This window comes from Allobosea sp. 10L417, from assembly GCF_056395485.1.
On record NZ_JBFTJP010000005.1, the window covers coordinates 51,956 to 66,792 of the forward strand.

Annotated in this window: 14 protein-coding genes; 12 read left to right on the forward strand and 2 right to left on the reverse strand. The window is 66.3% G+C overall.

Going from position 1 to position 14,837, the window contains the following annotated elements; genetic code table 11:
• The first annotated feature begins 26 nt into the window (after positions 1–26).
• Entirely contained in the window at positions 27–494 is a 468-nt protein-coding gene (gene aroQ, locus AC1DE3_RS14335; RefSeq protein WP_476778326.1) for a type II 3-dehydroquinate dehydratase, read from the forward strand.
• 50 nt (positions 495–544) lie between these two features.
• On the opposite strand, the gene AC1DE3_RS14340 is transcribed toward aroQ (AC1DE3_RS14335), so the two are convergent.
• On the reverse strand, positions 545–1,210 hold the full coding sequence (locus AC1DE3_RS14340; protein WP_441513317.1) for a TetR/AcrR family transcriptional regulator: 666 nt from the start codon (positions 1,208–1,210) through the stop codon (positions 545–547).
• A gap of 227 nt (positions 1,211–1,437) precedes the next feature.
• On the opposite strand from AC1DE3_RS14340, the gene AC1DE3_RS14345 reads away from it, so the two are divergent.
• The 11 genes from AC1DE3_RS14345 (at position 1,438) to pcaG (ending at position 11,122) form a co-directional block, all read left to right on the forward strand.
• Positions 1,438–2,106 carry an amino acid ABC transporter permease gene (locus AC1DE3_RS14345; protein WP_476778327.1) on the forward strand — a complete coding sequence of 223 codons (669 nt, stop codon included), beginning with the start codon at positions 1,438–1,440 and terminating at the stop codon, positions 2,104–2,106.
• A 7-nt stretch (positions 2,107–2,113) separates the two neighbouring features.
• Positions 2,114–2,755 (forward strand): amino acid ABC transporter permease, encoded by a 642-nt coding sequence (locus AC1DE3_RS14350; protein ID WP_441513315.1) that lies wholly within the window; start codon positions 2,114–2,116, stop codon positions 2,753–2,755.
• Between the two features lie 51 nt (positions 2,756–2,806).
• On the forward strand, positions 2,807–3,640 hold the full coding sequence (locus tag AC1DE3_RS14355; protein WP_441513314.1) for a transporter substrate-binding domain-containing protein: 834 nt from the start codon (positions 2,807–2,809) through the stop codon (positions 3,638–3,640).
• A 168-nt stretch (positions 3,641–3,808) separates the two neighbouring features.
• Positions 3,809–4,540, forward strand: coding sequence for an amino acid ABC transporter ATP-binding protein (locus AC1DE3_RS14360; RefSeq protein WP_476778764.1), 732 nt, complete (start codon positions 3,809–3,811; stop codon positions 4,538–4,540).
• A gap of 28 nt (positions 4,541–4,568) precedes the next feature.
• A complete protein-coding gene (gene aroQ, locus AC1DE3_RS14365; RefSeq protein WP_476778328.1) occupies positions 4,569–5,018 on the forward strand; it encodes a type II 3-dehydroquinate dehydratase in 450 nt (149 codons plus the stop codon).
• An 11-nt stretch (positions 5,019–5,029) separates the two neighbouring features.
• Positions 5,030–6,094, forward strand: a complete 1,065-nt coding sequence (locus AC1DE3_RS14370) for a Gfo/Idh/MocA family protein (RefSeq protein ID WP_476778329.1) — start codon at positions 5,030–5,032, stop codon at positions 6,092–6,094.
• Positions 6,091–6,921 (forward strand): shikimate dehydrogenase family protein, encoded by an 831-nt coding sequence (locus AC1DE3_RS14375; RefSeq protein WP_476778330.1) that lies wholly within the window; start codon positions 6,091–6,093, stop codon positions 6,919–6,921. The genes AC1DE3_RS14370 and AC1DE3_RS14375 overlap by 4 nt, the downstream gene beginning before the upstream one ends.
• A 14-nt stretch (positions 6,922–6,935) precedes the next feature.
• Positions 6,936–8,843, forward strand: coding sequence for a bifunctional sugar phosphate isomerase/epimerase/4-hydroxyphenylpyruvate dioxygenase family protein (locus AC1DE3_RS14380; protein WP_476852470.1), 1,908 nt, complete (start codon positions 6,936–6,938; stop codon positions 8,841–8,843).
• Between the two features lie 10 nt (positions 8,844–8,853).
• Positions 8,854–9,687: a 3-oxoadipate:acetyl-CoA acetyltransferase gene (locus tag AC1DE3_RS14385; protein WP_476778332.1), complete on the forward strand. Its 834-nt coding sequence runs from the start codon at positions 8,854–8,856 to the stop codon at positions 9,685–9,687.
• Positions 9,688–9,702: 15 nt separating this feature from the next.
• Complete coding sequence (gene pcaH / locus AC1DE3_RS14390; RefSeq protein ID WP_476778333.1) at positions 9,703–10,422, forward strand: protocatechuate 3,4-dioxygenase subunit beta; 720 nt, start codon at positions 9,703–9,705, stop codon at positions 10,420–10,422.
• The gene (pcaG, locus tag AC1DE3_RS14395; protein ID WP_476778334.1) at positions 10,406–11,122 is read left to right on the forward strand and encodes a protocatechuate 3,4-dioxygenase subunit alpha; all 717 of its coding nucleotides are present in this window, start codon (positions 10,406–10,408) and stop codon (positions 11,120–11,122) included. The genes pcaH and pcaG overlap by 17 nt, the downstream gene beginning before the upstream one ends.
• Positions 11,123–11,266: 144 nt before the next feature.
• On the opposite strand, the gene mfd is transcribed toward pcaG, so the two are convergent.
• Positions 11,267–14,815 carry a transcription-repair coupling factor gene (mfd, locus tag AC1DE3_RS14400; protein ID WP_476778335.1) on the reverse strand — a complete coding sequence of 1,183 codons (3,549 nt, stop codon included), beginning with the start codon at positions 14,813–14,815 and terminating at the stop codon, positions 11,267–11,269.
• Positions 14,816–14,837 lie beyond the last annotated feature (22 nt).

The following is a 14,837-nucleotide window of genomic DNA, read 5'->3' on the forward strand; positions in this document are numbered from 1 at the left end:
GCAGCGAAGGATCTCGGGAGGTCATCATGTCGGCAGGCGGGAAGCCGGCAGCCGGGCGCGGCTGCATCTACATCCTGAACGGCCCCAACCTGAATCTGCTCGGGCAGCGCGAGCCGGCCATCTATGGCAGCACGACGCTGGCCGAGATCGGCCAGCGCTGCACGGCCAAGGCGAAGACGCTCGGTTTCACCGTCGACTTCCGCCAGACGAATTTCGAGGGCGAGCTCGTCGAAAGCGTACAGCAGGCGCGGCAGGAGGCCTGCGGCATCATCATCAACCCGGCCGGCTACAGCTTTACCTCGGTAGCCTTGCTCGATGCGCTGAAAATGTTCGAGCGACCGAAGATCGAGCTGCACATCTCGAACGTCCATGCGCGCGAGAGCATCTATCACAATTCGCTGGTTTCGCGGACGGCGACCGGGATCATCATCGGTTTCGGCGCCGCCGGCTATGAGCTTGCCATCCAGGCGATGGCCGGGCTGGTGGAGGCCTGAATATGGCTTTGATCGCCGCAAGCCGGATCGACGATGCGGAGCGGCGGCCTTCAGCGGCGCAGCGTGCGCAGCATGGTATCGATCGCAGCGGCCCTGCGGCGCGTCAGAGCCTCCGGCGCGCCCATGTCGTGGCCAAAAATCTGGCGGATGCTCGCGCGGTTCGAGACGTTGTAGAAGGCGAGCGCACTGATCGTCAGGTGGATGTCGATCGCTTCGATCCCCGGCCTGAACACGCCCCCCGCGACGCCGCGTTCATAGGCCTCGCGGATCATGTCGATCACCGAGAGGTTGAGGGCGGAGATCCTGTCGGACGACGCAAGGTGTCGGGCATGATGGATGTTCTCGATCATCACCATCCGAACGAAATCCGGGTTCTCGGCGTGATAGTCGAAGGTGAATCCCGTCAGCAGCGCGATCGCCTCTTCCGGCTCCAGGCTCGCAAGGTCGAGCCCACGCTCGAAGCTGCGGATGCGCTCATACATCTCTTCAAGGACAGCGCGGTAGAGCCCCTCCTTGTCGCCGAAATAGTAGTAGATCATCCGTTTGCTGGTGGCGGTTCGGGCTGCGATCTCGTCGACGCGGGCGCCGCTCAGGCCGTTCTCGACGAATTCCAGCCGCGCCGCCTCCAGGATACTGCGGCGCACGCCCTCCGGGTCCTGGGTCCAGGACGCCGATTTCCGGCTCGTTCCCCGCGGTTTGATCGCTGCCTTGCTCATGTTCTACCCGGCGCCCTGCTGCCCCGCCGACCTTCGGCGGCACCCAAATGGACAGCTCGGTTAATTTCGCTTGACCAAATGAACTAAGTGGTACAATTAACATACCATCGGCCTCATGCAAGCTGCGTGAGCGACTGAAAAGGCCCTCGCAAGAAGGGCTGCGAAGACAGACGGGACCCGGACCGACCCCTTTTTTTTCGAGAAGGTCGGCCGCTTTGGGAAGCGCCATGAATTACAAGCTCGATTTCACTCCCGTGATCGAGGGCATGCCCGACCTCCTGATGGGCTGCCTCGGCACGTTTCTACTGGCGCTCAGCGGGATGGCGCTGGCCATCGTGATCGGAATCGGCGGCGTGGTGCTGCGGGATTCGCGCTTTGCCCCCGTGCGCTTTCTGGTGCGGGCTTTCGTCGAGATCATCCGCAACACGCCCTTCCTGGTGCAGATCTTCTTCATCTACTTCGCGCTGCCGCTGACGGGCCTGCGCCTCGACCCGACGCCGACGGCGATCATCGCGCTCGGCATCAATGGCGGCGCCTATGCCATCGAGATCATCCGCGGCGGCGTCCAGTCGATCAGCAAGGGCCAGATCGAGGCCGGTCTGGCGCTTGGCCTGCACAAGGCGCAGGTCTTCCGGCTGATCGTGCTCAAGCCGGCGCTGCGCGCGATCTTCCCGTCGCTGACCAGCCAGTTCGTGCTGCTGACGCTGACCACCTCGGTCGCCTCGGCGATCTCCGCCTATGAGCTGACCTCGGTCGCGCAGCGGATCGAGTCCGACAGTTTCCGCTCTTTCGAGGTCTACGGCACGATCACGCTGTTCTACCTCGTGATCTCCTGGGTGATGATGCGCTTCTTTTCGGCGATCTCGACCCGCTACTTCAGCTACCCGGTGAAGTGAGGGCGCGATGGGCTGGAACGAATTCCTCTTCCTCCTCACCGGCCTGAAATGGACCGTGGCGCTGTCGGCGATCGGCTTCGTCTTCGGTTCGGTCTCCGGGCTCGGGATCGCGCTGATGCGCACGTCCGGCCGTTCGCTGCTGGAACGGATCACCGCCGGCTATATCGCCCTGTTCCAGGGTACGCCGCTCCTGATGCAGCTCTTCGTCGTCTATTACGGGCTGGCGCTGGTCGGGCTGAAGCTCGATGCCTGGGTCGCGGTCGCGATCGGCTTCACGCTGCATGCCAGCGCCTATCTCGGCGAGATCTGGCGCGGCTCGATCGAGGCGGTCCCGAAAGGGCAGACCGAGGCCGCCAAGGCGCTGAGCCTACACTATGTCTCGCGGATGCGGGACGTGATCCTGCCGCAGGCGATCCGCATCTCGCTGCCCGCGACGGTCGGCTTCCTGGTCCAGTTGATCAAGGGCACCTCGCTTGCCGCCATCGTCGGCTTCACCGAGCTGACGCGGGCCGGCAACATCGTCTCCAACCAGATCTTCCAGCCGCTCCTCGTCTTCGGGATCGTCGGCGTCCTCTACTTCCTGCTGTGCTGGCCGCTCTCGCTCTACGGCTCGCATCTGGAAAAGCGCATGGCCATCGCCGCGCGCTGAGCATCCCGGTTCAACGCCTAGACCAACCACCAACCATAAAGGGAGAGAAACATGACGAAGATGAAATCCACCCGCCGCAGCCTGCTGATCGCCGGCGCAGCCGCGCTGGCCCTGCCCGCCCTGGTCGGCAGCCCGGCGCAGGCGATCACCCCGGCCGAGATCAAGGCCAAGGGCAAGATCGTGGTCGGCATCCAGGGCGACAACCCGCCATGGGGTTTCGTGACCAGCGCCGGCAAGCAGGATGGCCTCGACGCCGACATCGCCACGCTCTTCGCCAAGGAGCTGGGCGTGCAGGTCGAGTTCGTGCCGCTCGAGGTCAACAACCGCATCCCGGCGCTGACCACGGGCCGCGTCGACGTGCTCTTCGCGACCATGGCGATGCTGCCGGAGCGCGCCAAGGCCGTGCAGTTCTCGAAGCCCTATGTCGCCAACACCATCGTGCTGATCGGGCCGAAGAAGGACAAGATCACCACCAACGAGGACATGGCGCGCTACACAATCGGCGTCGCCAAGGGCGCAGCGCAGGACACGCAGGTGACCAAGAACGCGCCGGCCGGCACGACGATCCGCCGCTATGACGGCGACGCGCCCTCGATCCAGGCGCTGGTCTCCGGCCAGGTCCAGGCGCTCGGCGGCAACATCTTCTACATGCAGCGCGTCGAGCAGGGTCGCCCCGGCGAGTTCGAGAACAAGCTCGAGTTCCAGAACCTCTACAACGGCGCCTGCACCCGCCTCGGCGAGAAGGAGATCAACGCGGCGCTCAACACCTTCATCGACAAGATCAAGGCGAATGGTGAGCTGCAGAAGGTCTACGACAAGTGGATGAAGGTGCCGGTGCACAAGTTCCCGGACAGCCTCGAAGGCATCACCTTCACCGCGAGCTGAGCGCTCCGGAGCATCTCCGCGCTACTCTGAAGCGCGGAGATGCTCCGACGCCTTGTTTGATCGCATTTCCTCTCGCGAACCGGCGTCCACTTCGCTCGAAAATGCTTGGGGACCGGAGCCCGGACCATGAACCAGCCAGTCCTCAAGAGCGCCGCTGCGGCGGATGCCATGATCGCCATGGCGCATGTCGAGAAATGGTATGGCGACTTTCTGGCCCTGACCGACATCAACCTCGAAGTCCGCAAAGGCGAGCGCATCGTCCTGTGCGGCCCTTCAGGCTCCGGCAAGTCGACGCTGATCCGCTGCATCAACCATCTGGAGACCTACCAGAAGGGTGAGATCAGGGTCAGCGGCGCCAAGGTCGACGACAACGCGAAGACCATCGACGCGGTTCGCCGCGAGGTCGGCATGGTCTTCCAGCACTTCAACCTGTTCCCGCATATGAGCGTGCTGCAGAACTGCATGCTTGCGCCGATGCGCTCGCTCGGCGCGAGCAAGGCGGAGGCGGAGGCGACCGCCCGCCAGCTGCTCGGCCGGGTCAAGATTCTCGAACAGGCAGAGAAGTATCCCGCCCAGCTCTCGGGCGGCCAGCAGCAACGCGTCGCGATCGCACGCGCGCTCTGCATGAAGCCCAAGGTCATGCTGTTCGACGAGCCGACTTCGGCCCTCGACCCGGAGATGGTCAAGGAGGTGCTCGACACCATGATCGCGCTCGCCGACGAAGGCATGACCATGATCTGCGTCACCCATGAGATGGGCTTCGCCCGGCAGGTGGCGAACCGCGTCATCTTCATGGCAAACGGTGCCATCGTCGAGGAGGCGCCGCCCGAGGAGTTCTTCCATAACCCGCGCCAGGAGCGGACGCGGAAGTTTCTCGGCGAAATCCTCCACAAGCACTGAACCCAAACGCCTGAAACGGAACGCAACCATGTCCCGCCTCGTCTACGTCCTGAACGGCCCGAACCTGAACCTGCTCGGCAAACGCCAGCCGCATATCTACGGGCACGAGACCCTGGCCGATGTCGAGCGCGATTGCCGAAAGCTGGCCGAGGAGCTGAAGCTGGAACTGCGCTTCCATCAGTCCAACCGCGAATACGAGCTGATCGACTGGATCCATGAGGCGCGCGAGGACGGCGCGGGCATCGTCATCAACCCCGCGGCCTTCACCCATACCTCGGTCGCGCTGCTCGATGCGCTCAACACCTTCGAGGGGCCGGTGATCGAATGCCATATCTCGCAGGTGCATAAGCGCGAGGCCTTCCGACACCATTCCTATGTCTCGCTGCGCTCCGACGGCGTCATCGCCGGCTTCGGCACGCAGGGCTATCAGCTCGGGCTGCGGCGCATCGCCAAGCTGATCGACGACAAGGCCGCTTGAGGATCGATCCGATGGCTCCGGTCAAAATCGCGGTGATGGGTGCGGGCCTGATCGGCAAGCGCCACGCCGCCCATGCCAGGGCCCAAGAGGGCGCGCTCCTGTCGGCGATCATCGACCCGGCGCCAGCCGGCAAGGCCTTCGCCGCGGAGATGGGCGTCACGTGGTACCCGGCATTCGACGCCGTCCCCGCCAGCGCGAGGCCTGACGGCGTCATCGTCGCCACGCCGAACCAGCTCCATGTCGCCAACGGGCTGGAGCTGGCGGCGGCCGGCATCCCGATGCTGGTCGAGAAGCCGATTGCGGATAGCGTAGACGGCGCGCGCAAACTGGTTCAGGCGGCGGAGGCTGCGGGTGTGCCCCTGCTCGTCGGCCACCACCGGCGCCATAATCCGATGATCCGCAAGGCGCGCGAGACCATCGACGCCGGCCGGCTCGGCCGCGTCCTGACACTGACCGGGCAGTTCTGGCTGGTGAAGCCGGACGCATATTTCGACGTCGACTGGCGCCGGCAGGAAGGCGCCGGGCCGATCCTGATCAACCTGATCCACGATATCGACCTGTTCCGCTATCTCTGCGGCGAGATCGTCGGGGTGCAGGCGCAAAGCTCGAATGCGGTGCGCGGCAACCCGGCCGAGGAGACGGCCGTCGCCATCCTGCGCTTCGCCAATGGCGCGCTTGGCACGGTCAGCGCCTCCGACACCGTGGTCTCGCCCTGGAGCTGGGAGCTGACGACCGGCGAGAACCCGGCCTATCCGCGCCAGGACCAGTCCTGCTACCAGATCGGCGGCACGCATGGGTCGCTGACGATCCCGGCGCTCGAACTCTGGAACCACACCGACAAGCGCGGCTGGTGGGAGCCGCTGAAGCGCGAGCGCATCCCGTTCGTTCCGGAGGATCCGCTCCAGGCCCAGATCCGGCATTTCTGCGCAGTGATCCGCGGTGAGGAGGAACCCCTCGTCTCCGGCCGCGAGGGATTGGCGACGCTCGCGGTCATCGAGGCGGTGAAACAGGCGGCGCGCTCCGGCGGGCCTGTCGAGGTGGCGACCGAACCTGTGTCGGCGAGGGCTTCGGCATGATCAAGGGCACGACACGGCTGATCGGCCATCTCGGCTTTCCGACCGAGAGCTTCAAGGCGCCGATGATCTACAACCCCTATTTCGAGCGGGATGGGATCGACGCCGTCGTCGTGCCGATGGGCTGCCGCAGCGAGGATTACCCTGACTTTCTCAAGCTGTTCTTCCGGCTATCCAACGCGCATGGCGCGCTGGTGACCATGCCGCACAAGGTGACCACAACCGGCCTCGTCGACACGCTCTCCCCGACCGCCGCGATCGCCGGCGCCTGCAATGCGGTGCGCCTTGAGCCGGACGGCCGGCTTGCAGGCGACATGTTCGACGGCGAAGGCTTCGTGCGCGGCGTCCTGCGCAAGGGGCGCAAGCTCGCTGGCGCCCGCGCGCTGGTCGTCGGCGCCGGAGGCGTCGGCTCGGCGATCGCCGCATCGCTGGCGAAGGCCGGTGTCGGTGAACTCGGCCTGTTCGATACCCACGGGGCGATGGCCGAGGAGCTGGGCCGGCGGCTTGTCGCGCACTACCCCGCCCTGCGCGTCACGACCGGTTCGAACGATCCAGTGGGCTTCGACATCATCGTCAATGCGACGCCGCTCGGCATGAAGCCGGGCGATCCCTTGCCGCTCGATGTCGCCCGCCTGCCCTCCTCCGCCCTGGTCGGCGAGGTCGTGATGGCGCAGGAAATCACGCCGTTTCTGGCCGCGGCACGCGCACGCGGCTGTGCGGTGCAGGTCGGCACCGATATGCTGTTCGAGCAGATCCCCGCCTATCTGGAGTTCTTCGGCCTGCCCACGACCACGGCCGAGGATCTGCGCGCCGTGGCGCGGCTGGGCTGAGAGGAGGCAATCCCGTGATTCCATCGATCGCCACCGTCTGCGTCTCCGGCACGCTCCAGGAAAAGCTCGAAGCCATCGCGGCCGCCGGCTTCACGGCGGTCGAGATCTTCGAGAACGACCTGATCGCCTTCCCCGGCTCGCCGGCGGAGGTCCGGCGCATCTGCGGCGATCTCGGCCTGACGATCGTAACCTGCCAGCCCTTCCGCGATTTCGAGGGCATGCCGGAGGCGCGCCGCCAGCGCGTCTTCGACCGGGCGGAGCGCAAGTTCGATCTGCTGCAGGAGCTGGGGACAGATCTGCTTTTCGTCTGCTCCAGCGTCTCGCCTGAAGCACTTTCCGGCATCGACCGGCTCGCGGCCGATTTCATCGAGCTCGGCGAACGGGCCGGCCGGCGAGGTCTGCGCGTCGGCTACGAGGCGCTGGCCTGGGGGCGGCATGTCTTCGACTATCGCGACGCCTGGGAGATCGTGCGCCGCGCCAACCGGCCGGAAGTCGGGATCGTGCTCGATTCCTTCCATATCCTGGCGCGCGGGCTCGACCTTTCGGCCATCGGCACCATCCCGCGCGACAAGATCGCGATGGTGCAGATGGCCGATGCGCCGCTGCTGCAGATGGACCCGCTGTCATGGAGCCGGCACTGGCGCTGCCTGCCCGGACAGGGCGATCTCAACCTTTCCGGCTTCATGCGCGCTCTGGTCTCGACCGGCTATGACGGGGTGCTGTCACTGGAGATCTTCAACGACCGCTTCCGGGCAGGCTCCGCCCGTTCGGTAGCGCTCGACGGCCATCGCTCGCTGATCTGGCTGCTCGACGAAACGGCGCGCCAGATCGGCAAGCCTGTGCCCGGCGCGGTGCCGATGCCGCCGCCGGCACCCGTCGAGGCGGTGGAGTTCATCGAATTCGCCGTGTCGGAAGCCGAGCGGCCGGGCTTCGAGCGGCTGCTGCGCGCGCTCGGGTTTGCGCGTTCCGGCGCGCATCGCTCCAAGGATGTCGATCTCTGGAGCCAGGGCGATATCCGCATCGTGCTGAACAGTGAGGCGGACGGCTTCGCCCATAGCTACCAGATCACGCACGGCACCTCGGTCTGCGCTCTGGCGCTGCGCGTGCCGGATGCGCAGGCCGCGATCGCCCGTGCCACGGCCCTGCTCGACGTGCCGCATGCCGGCGCGGTCGGGCCGGGCGAGCTCGATATCCCGGCCGTGCGCGGGCTCGGCGGCAGCCTGGTCTATTTCCTCGACCACGCCTCGGCGCTCGGCCGCTGGGCCGAGGTCGATTTCGAGGCGACGGAGGAAACCGGACGCGATGCCGGTTTGACCGGCGTCGACCATGTCTCGCAGAGCATGCAGTACGAGGAGATGCTGACCTGGCTGCTGTTCTATTCTTCGCTGTTCGAAACGAAGAAGGCGCCGAGCCAGGCCGTGCTCGATCCCGGCGGCGTGGTCCAGAGCCAGGTCATCGAGAGCGGACTCGATGGCGAGCGAGGACACGGGCTCCGCCTCATCCTGAACGGCTCTCAGAGCCACCGCACGCTCTCGGCCCGTTTCATCACCGATTTCTTCGGCTCCGGGGTGCAACACATCGCCTTGGCGACCGACGACATCGCCGCGACGGTGGAGCGGCTGGTTGCGAACGGCGTGGCCATGCTGCCCATCCCCGAGAACTACTATGATGACCTCGAGGCCCGCTCCGACCTGTCGGCGCAGGAAATCGATGCGATGAAGGCGTTGAACATCCTCTACGACAGCGATGCCTCGGGCATCTTCCGGCAGGCCTATACGCAGACTCTGGACGGCGGGCTGTTTTTCGAGATCGTCCAGCGCGACGGCTATGCCGGCTATGGCGCCGCCAATGCCGGCATCCGCCTGACCGCGCAATCCAGGCTCGCCCGCCCGATCAGCGTTCCCGCCCCGAGCCACGGCTGAGGATCTGACGATGACCTCTCCTTGCATCATCACCGTCGCGATCACGGGGTCGCTGCCGACGAAGAATGATAACCCCGCGGTCCCGATCACGGTCGCGGAACAGGTCGAGTCGACACAGGAAGCCTTCGAGGCGGGCGCGACGCTGGTTCATGCCCATGTCCGCAACGATGACGGCACGCCAAGCTCAGATCCCGAACGCTTCGGGCGGCTGCTCGAAGGGCTGCGCCGACATTGCCCCGGCATGATCGTGCAGTTTTCGACGGGGGGCCGCTCCGGCGCAGGCCGCGAGCGCGGTGGCATGCTGCCGCTCCGGCCCGACATGGCCTCGCTGTCGACGGGCTCCTGCAACTTCCCGACGCGGGTCTATGAAAACAGTCCGGAGCTGGTCGACTGGCTGGCCGCCGAGATGAAGAGCCACGGTATCAAGCCGGAGATCGAGGCCTTCGACCTGTCGATGATCTTCAAGGCCGCCGAGATGGAGCAGGCGGGCGCGATCGCCGGGCCACTGCATGTTCAATTCGTGATGGGCGTCAAAAACGCCATGCCGGTCGATCGAGCCGTCTTCGAATTCTACATCGCGACCCTGAAGCGGCTCGCCCCGGCCGCGACCTGGACCGGCGCCGGGATCGGGCGCGACCAGATCACGCTCAATCGCTGGTCGCTGGAGCTCGGCGGCCATTGCCGGACGGGGCTGGAGGACAATGTCCGCCTCGATCGCGACACGCTCGCGCCGTCCAATGCGGCGCTGGTCCGGCGTATCGTCGCGCTGTGCCCCGAATATGCGCGCCATCCCGCCTCGGTGGCGGAGGCGCGCGCGCTCTTGTCCCTTCCCGCTGTCCCCTGACGGAGGCACGATGTCATGACCCGTCTCATCCTTCCCTATGCGGCACCGGACCAGGGCCAGCCGGCCTCGCTGTTCCCGGATTACCGCTCGACCGTGGCCCGCAGCCCGCGGCAGGCGCCGATCATGGTCCCGCAGACGCTGACCGAGGTGACTGGCCCGAGCGACTGGTCCCGGCTGATGGGGCCGGCGATGTCCGACCTCACCGCCCAGCACAAGGGCGAGCCGCAGGGTCAGCGCATCGTCGTGACCGGCCGCGTGCTCGACGAGGACGGCCGGCCCGTTCCGAACACTGTCGTCGAGATCTGGCAGGCCAATGCCGCTGGCCGCTATATCCACGCCAAGGACGACTGGCCGGCGCCGCTCGATCCGAACTTCACCGGCGTCGGCCGCGTCGTCACCGACGGTGAGGGCCGCTACCGCTATGTCACGATCCGGCCCGGCGCCTATCCCTGGGGCAACCACAAGAACGCGTGGCGCCCGGCCCATATCCATCTCTCACTGCTGGGGCCGGCCTTCGCGACGCGGCTGGTCACGCAGATGTATTTCCCCGACGATCCGCTGATCGAGATCGATCCGATCGCCAACGCCGTGCCGATGCCCTATCGCCAGCGCATGGTCTCGCGCTTCGACATCGGCACCACCGTGCCGAACTGGGCGCTGGGCTATGTCTTCGACATCGTGCTCAAGGGCCGCGATCAGACACCGTTCGAGGACGATCATGACGACGACCACTGACTCGACGAGTGGGGACCTGGAAACCCGCAACGCCGCCCCGCGGCACGACAATCAGGACGCGACGCTCTTCGGCCAGACGCCCTGGCAGACGGTCGGCCCCTATTTCCACTACGGCCTGCCGTGGAAGGGCGGCGCCGACCTCGTCGAGCGCTCCGATATGGGCGCGCGGCCGGACCTGATGCCGCCGGAGCATTTCCTGCTGTCGGGCTCGAATGTCTCGGGGACGCCCGAAGGCGAGGTCATCGCGCTGGCCGGCTGCGTCTACGATGCCGACGGCAAGCCGATCGAGGACGCGATGATCGAGATCTGGCAGGCCAACGCGGCGGGCCGCTATGCCAGCCCGGACGATCTTCGTGAGGAGGTGCCGCTCGACCGGCATTTCGTCGGTTTCGGCCGGGCGTCGACCGACAAGGACGGCGTCTTCCGCTTCCGCACCATCCGCCCCGGCCGCGTGCCCGGCCCCGGCAACAGCTTGCAGGCGCCGCATATCGCGCTCTCGGTCTTCGGCCGCGGCCTGCTGAAGCGGCTGCCGACCCGGCTCTATTTCGCCGACGGCGAGGGCAACGACTCCGACCCGATCCTCAACCTCGTGCCCGAAGCGCGCCGCCACACCCTGATCGCCGAGCGCAAGCCGGACGGCACCTGGTGGCTCGACATCAACCTCGCCGGCGAGAACGAGACGGTCTTCTTCGATCTGTAGAAGCGCGGCGCGCTCTCCCGGCCGAGATGCTCGGGCTTGACCCGAGCATCTCACGACGAGAACGCGCCCGCGCCCCTTCCTGCGAGAGCTTCTCGGGTCTGCGCTTTGCTCCGCCCGAGAATGACGGCCTTAAAAGGCGGCTGCTCAGGCCGCCTTTTTCCTTTCGGCGATGTGCGCGAGATCGGTCAGCAGCCGGCGCGTCGCCTTCAGGCGCTGCTCGACTGTCTCGAAATCGTCGATGAAGACGACGCGCATGTCGGGGCGCACCTTCGCCAGCGTGCCCTGCTTGGCAACGAAGCCCACCAGCCCTTCCGGATTGGCGAATTCGTTGTTGCGGAAGGCGACGATGATGCCCTTCGGCCCGGCCTCGACCTTCTCGACATTGGCGCGCTTGCACAGCGCCTTGATCGCGACGATCTCCAGGAGCTGGTTGACCTCCTCCGGCAACGGGCCGAAGCGGTCGACCAGCTCGGCACCGAAGGATTGCAGCTCGGCATCGTCGTCCATGGTCGAGAGGCGCTTGTAGAGCGTCAGCCTGAGCGTGAGGTCAGCGACATAGTGCTCGGGGATCATGACGGGCGCGCCGACCTGGATGGCCGGCGACCACTGCGTCTCGGCCTCGAACTCGATGCCGGCCTTGAGTGCCGCCACCGCCTCTTCCAGCATCTGCTGGTAAAGTTCGTAGCCGACTTCCTTGATATGGCCGGACTGCTCATCGCCGAGCAGGTTGCCGGCGCCGCGGATGTCGAGATCGTGGCTGGCGAGTTGGAAGCCGGCGCCGAGCGTATCCAGCGATTGCAGCACCTTGAGGCGCTTCTCGGCCTGCTCGGTCAGCTTGCGGTTGGCCGGCACGGTGAAGAGCGCATAGGCACGCGTCTTCGAGCGGCCGACGCGCCCCCGGAGCTGATAGAGCTGGGCGAGGCCGAACATGTCGGCGCGATGGACGATCAGCGTGTTCGCCGTCGGGATATCGAGGCCCGACTCGACGATCGTGGTCGAGAGCAGGATGTCGTACTGGCCGTCATAGAAGGCGGTCATCACGTCTTCCAGCGTTCTTGCCGCCATCTGGCCATGGGCGATCCCGACCTTGCACTCCGGCACCTGCTTGTCGAGGAAGTCCTTGACCTCGGCAATGTCCTCGATACGCGGCACGACATAGAAGGAGCGCCCTCCCCGGTAACGCTCACGCAGAAGCGCCTCGCGCACGATCAGCGGATCGAAGGGCGTGACGAAGGTACGCACGGCAAGGCGGTCGACCGGCGGCGTCGCGATGATCGAGAGCTCGCGCACGCCGGTCATGGCGAGCTGGAGCGTGCGCGGAATGGGGGTCGCCGACAACGTCAGCATATGCACCTCGGCGCGTAGCTCCTTCAGCTTCTCCTTGTGGGCGACGCCGAAATGCTGCTCCTCGTCGACGATGACGAGGCCGAGATCCTTGAAGTCGACGCCCTTGCCGAGCAGCGCATGGGTGCCGACGACGATGTCCATCGTGCCGTCCTTGGCGCCCTGCTTCACCGCCTTGAGATCGGCCGAGCCGACGAAGCGCGACGCTTGTCCGACATTGACAGGTAAGCCGGCAAATCGATCCGCGAAATTGCGGTAGTGCTGGCGAGCGAGCAGCGTCGTCGGCACGACGACCGCGACCTGCTTGCCGTTCAGCGCCGTAGCGAAGGCTGCGCGCAGCGCGACCTCGGTCTTGCCGAAGCCGACATCGCCGCAGACGAGCCGGTCCATCGGCCTGCCGGCCGCGAGGTCGTCCAGCACCGCGTCGATGGTGTTCTGCTGGTCCTCCGTTTCCTCGTATGGGAAGCGGGCGATGAATTCGTCATAGACCCCATCCGGCGGAACGAGGCGGGGCGCATCCTTGAGCGCGCGCGCTGCCGCGATCTGGATGAGCTTGCCAGCCATCTCGCGGATGCGCTGCTTGAGCTTGGCCTTGCGCGCCTGCCAGCCGCCACCGCCCAGCCGGTCTAGCTGGACTTCGGTGTCCTCCGAGCCATAGCGGGAAAGCAGTTCTATGTTCTCTACAGGCAAGAACAGCTTGGAATCGCCGGCATAGTGGATTTCGAGGCAGTCATGCGGCGCGCCGACGGCCGTAATCGATTGCAAACCGATAAAGCGGCCGATGCCGTGATCGACATGGACGACGAGATCACCTGGTGCGAGCGAGGAGAGCTCCGCAATGAAATCCTGCGGCCGGCGCGTCTTGCGGCGCGGACGGACGAGGCGGTCGCCGAGGATATCCTGCTCGCCGACGACGGCGAGGCGCCCGGCCTCGAAGCCAGTCTCGAAGCCCCAGACAGCGAGCGCGACCGTGCCGGGCTTGAGATCGAAGGCGGCCCGCAGCGAGCCCGTCATCTGGACGCTCTTCAGACCGTGGTCTTCGAGAACATGGGCGAGGCGCTCGCGCGAGCCTTCCGACCAGCCGGCGAGGATGACGCGCTTGCCGTCGGCTTCGAGCGCGCGGACATGGGCGACGGCCGCCTCGAAGACGCTGCCGGAATCGCCGGCACGCTCGGCCGCAAAGCTGCGCCCCTGCTTGCCGCCGAGATCGAGGATGAGCTTGCCTTCGCTGTCGGGCAGTTGGAAGGGGGTGAGCGTGGCGACGCCGGAGGCATCGACGATGCCTCGCCAATCCGCCGGCGAGAGATAGAGCGCGTCCGGTGGCAGCGGCTTGTAGGGAATGCCTCCTGCTCCGCCCTGGTCGAGCGCTGCCTTGCGGGCGTCGTAATAGTCCTTGATCAGGCTGATGCGCTCGCCGACCGCGTCCTCGGCCTGATGGTCGAGCACCAAGGGCACGTCCGGCAGATAGGTGAAGAGCGTGTCGAGCTTCTCGGTGAGCAGAGGCAGCCAGTGCTCCAGCCCGGCCGGGCGGCGGCCTTCGCTGACGGCCTCATAGAGCGTGTCGTCGCGGCCGGGCGTGCCGAAGGTCGAGATGTAGGATTGGCGGAAGCGGCGGATGCTCTCGCTCGTCATCTGCGCTTCGGACATCGGCACGAGATCGAGTCCACGGAGCTGCCCGGTGGTGCGCTGCGTCTCCGGATCGAAGGTGCGGATCGATTCCAGCGTGTCCCCGAAGAAGTCGAGCCGGATCGGCGCCGGCATGCCCGGCGGGAACAGGTCGACGATGCCGCCACGCACGGCGAATTCGCCGGTTTCGCGCACTGTCGAGGTGCGCAGATAGCCGTTGATGTCGAGCCAGCGCGCCAGCTCCTCGATATCGACCATGTTGCCGGGGGCCGCCGAGAAACTCTCCGACGCCACCTTGCCGAAGGCCGGCACGCGCTGGAGCGCGGCGTTGACGGTGGTGAGCAGCAGGCGCGGCCGCTCGCCCGACTTCGTCTTGGCGAGGCGCGAGAGCGTCGTCATCCGGTGCGCGACGATGGCGGGCGCCGGCGAGACGCGGTCATAGGGCTGGCAGTCCCAGGCCGGGAAGCTCATCACTTCGAGATCGGGCGCGACGAATTGCAGTGCGTTCTCAAGCACCTGCAGGCGCTGGCCGTCACGGGCGATGAAGACGAGCAGTGCCGGCCCCTCCGCCTTCTTGGCGCGGGCGCGGGTCAGGTCGGCGAGGACGACGGCGTCGAAACCATCAGGCACGCCGGCGAGTGTCGGCTTGTCGCCGCGGTTCAGCGCATCGAGGATGCGGTCGAGCTGCGGCTTGGCGATCTGGCTGGGAGGAGGAATGCTCATCGGAAAGGCGTCATTCTGCGAA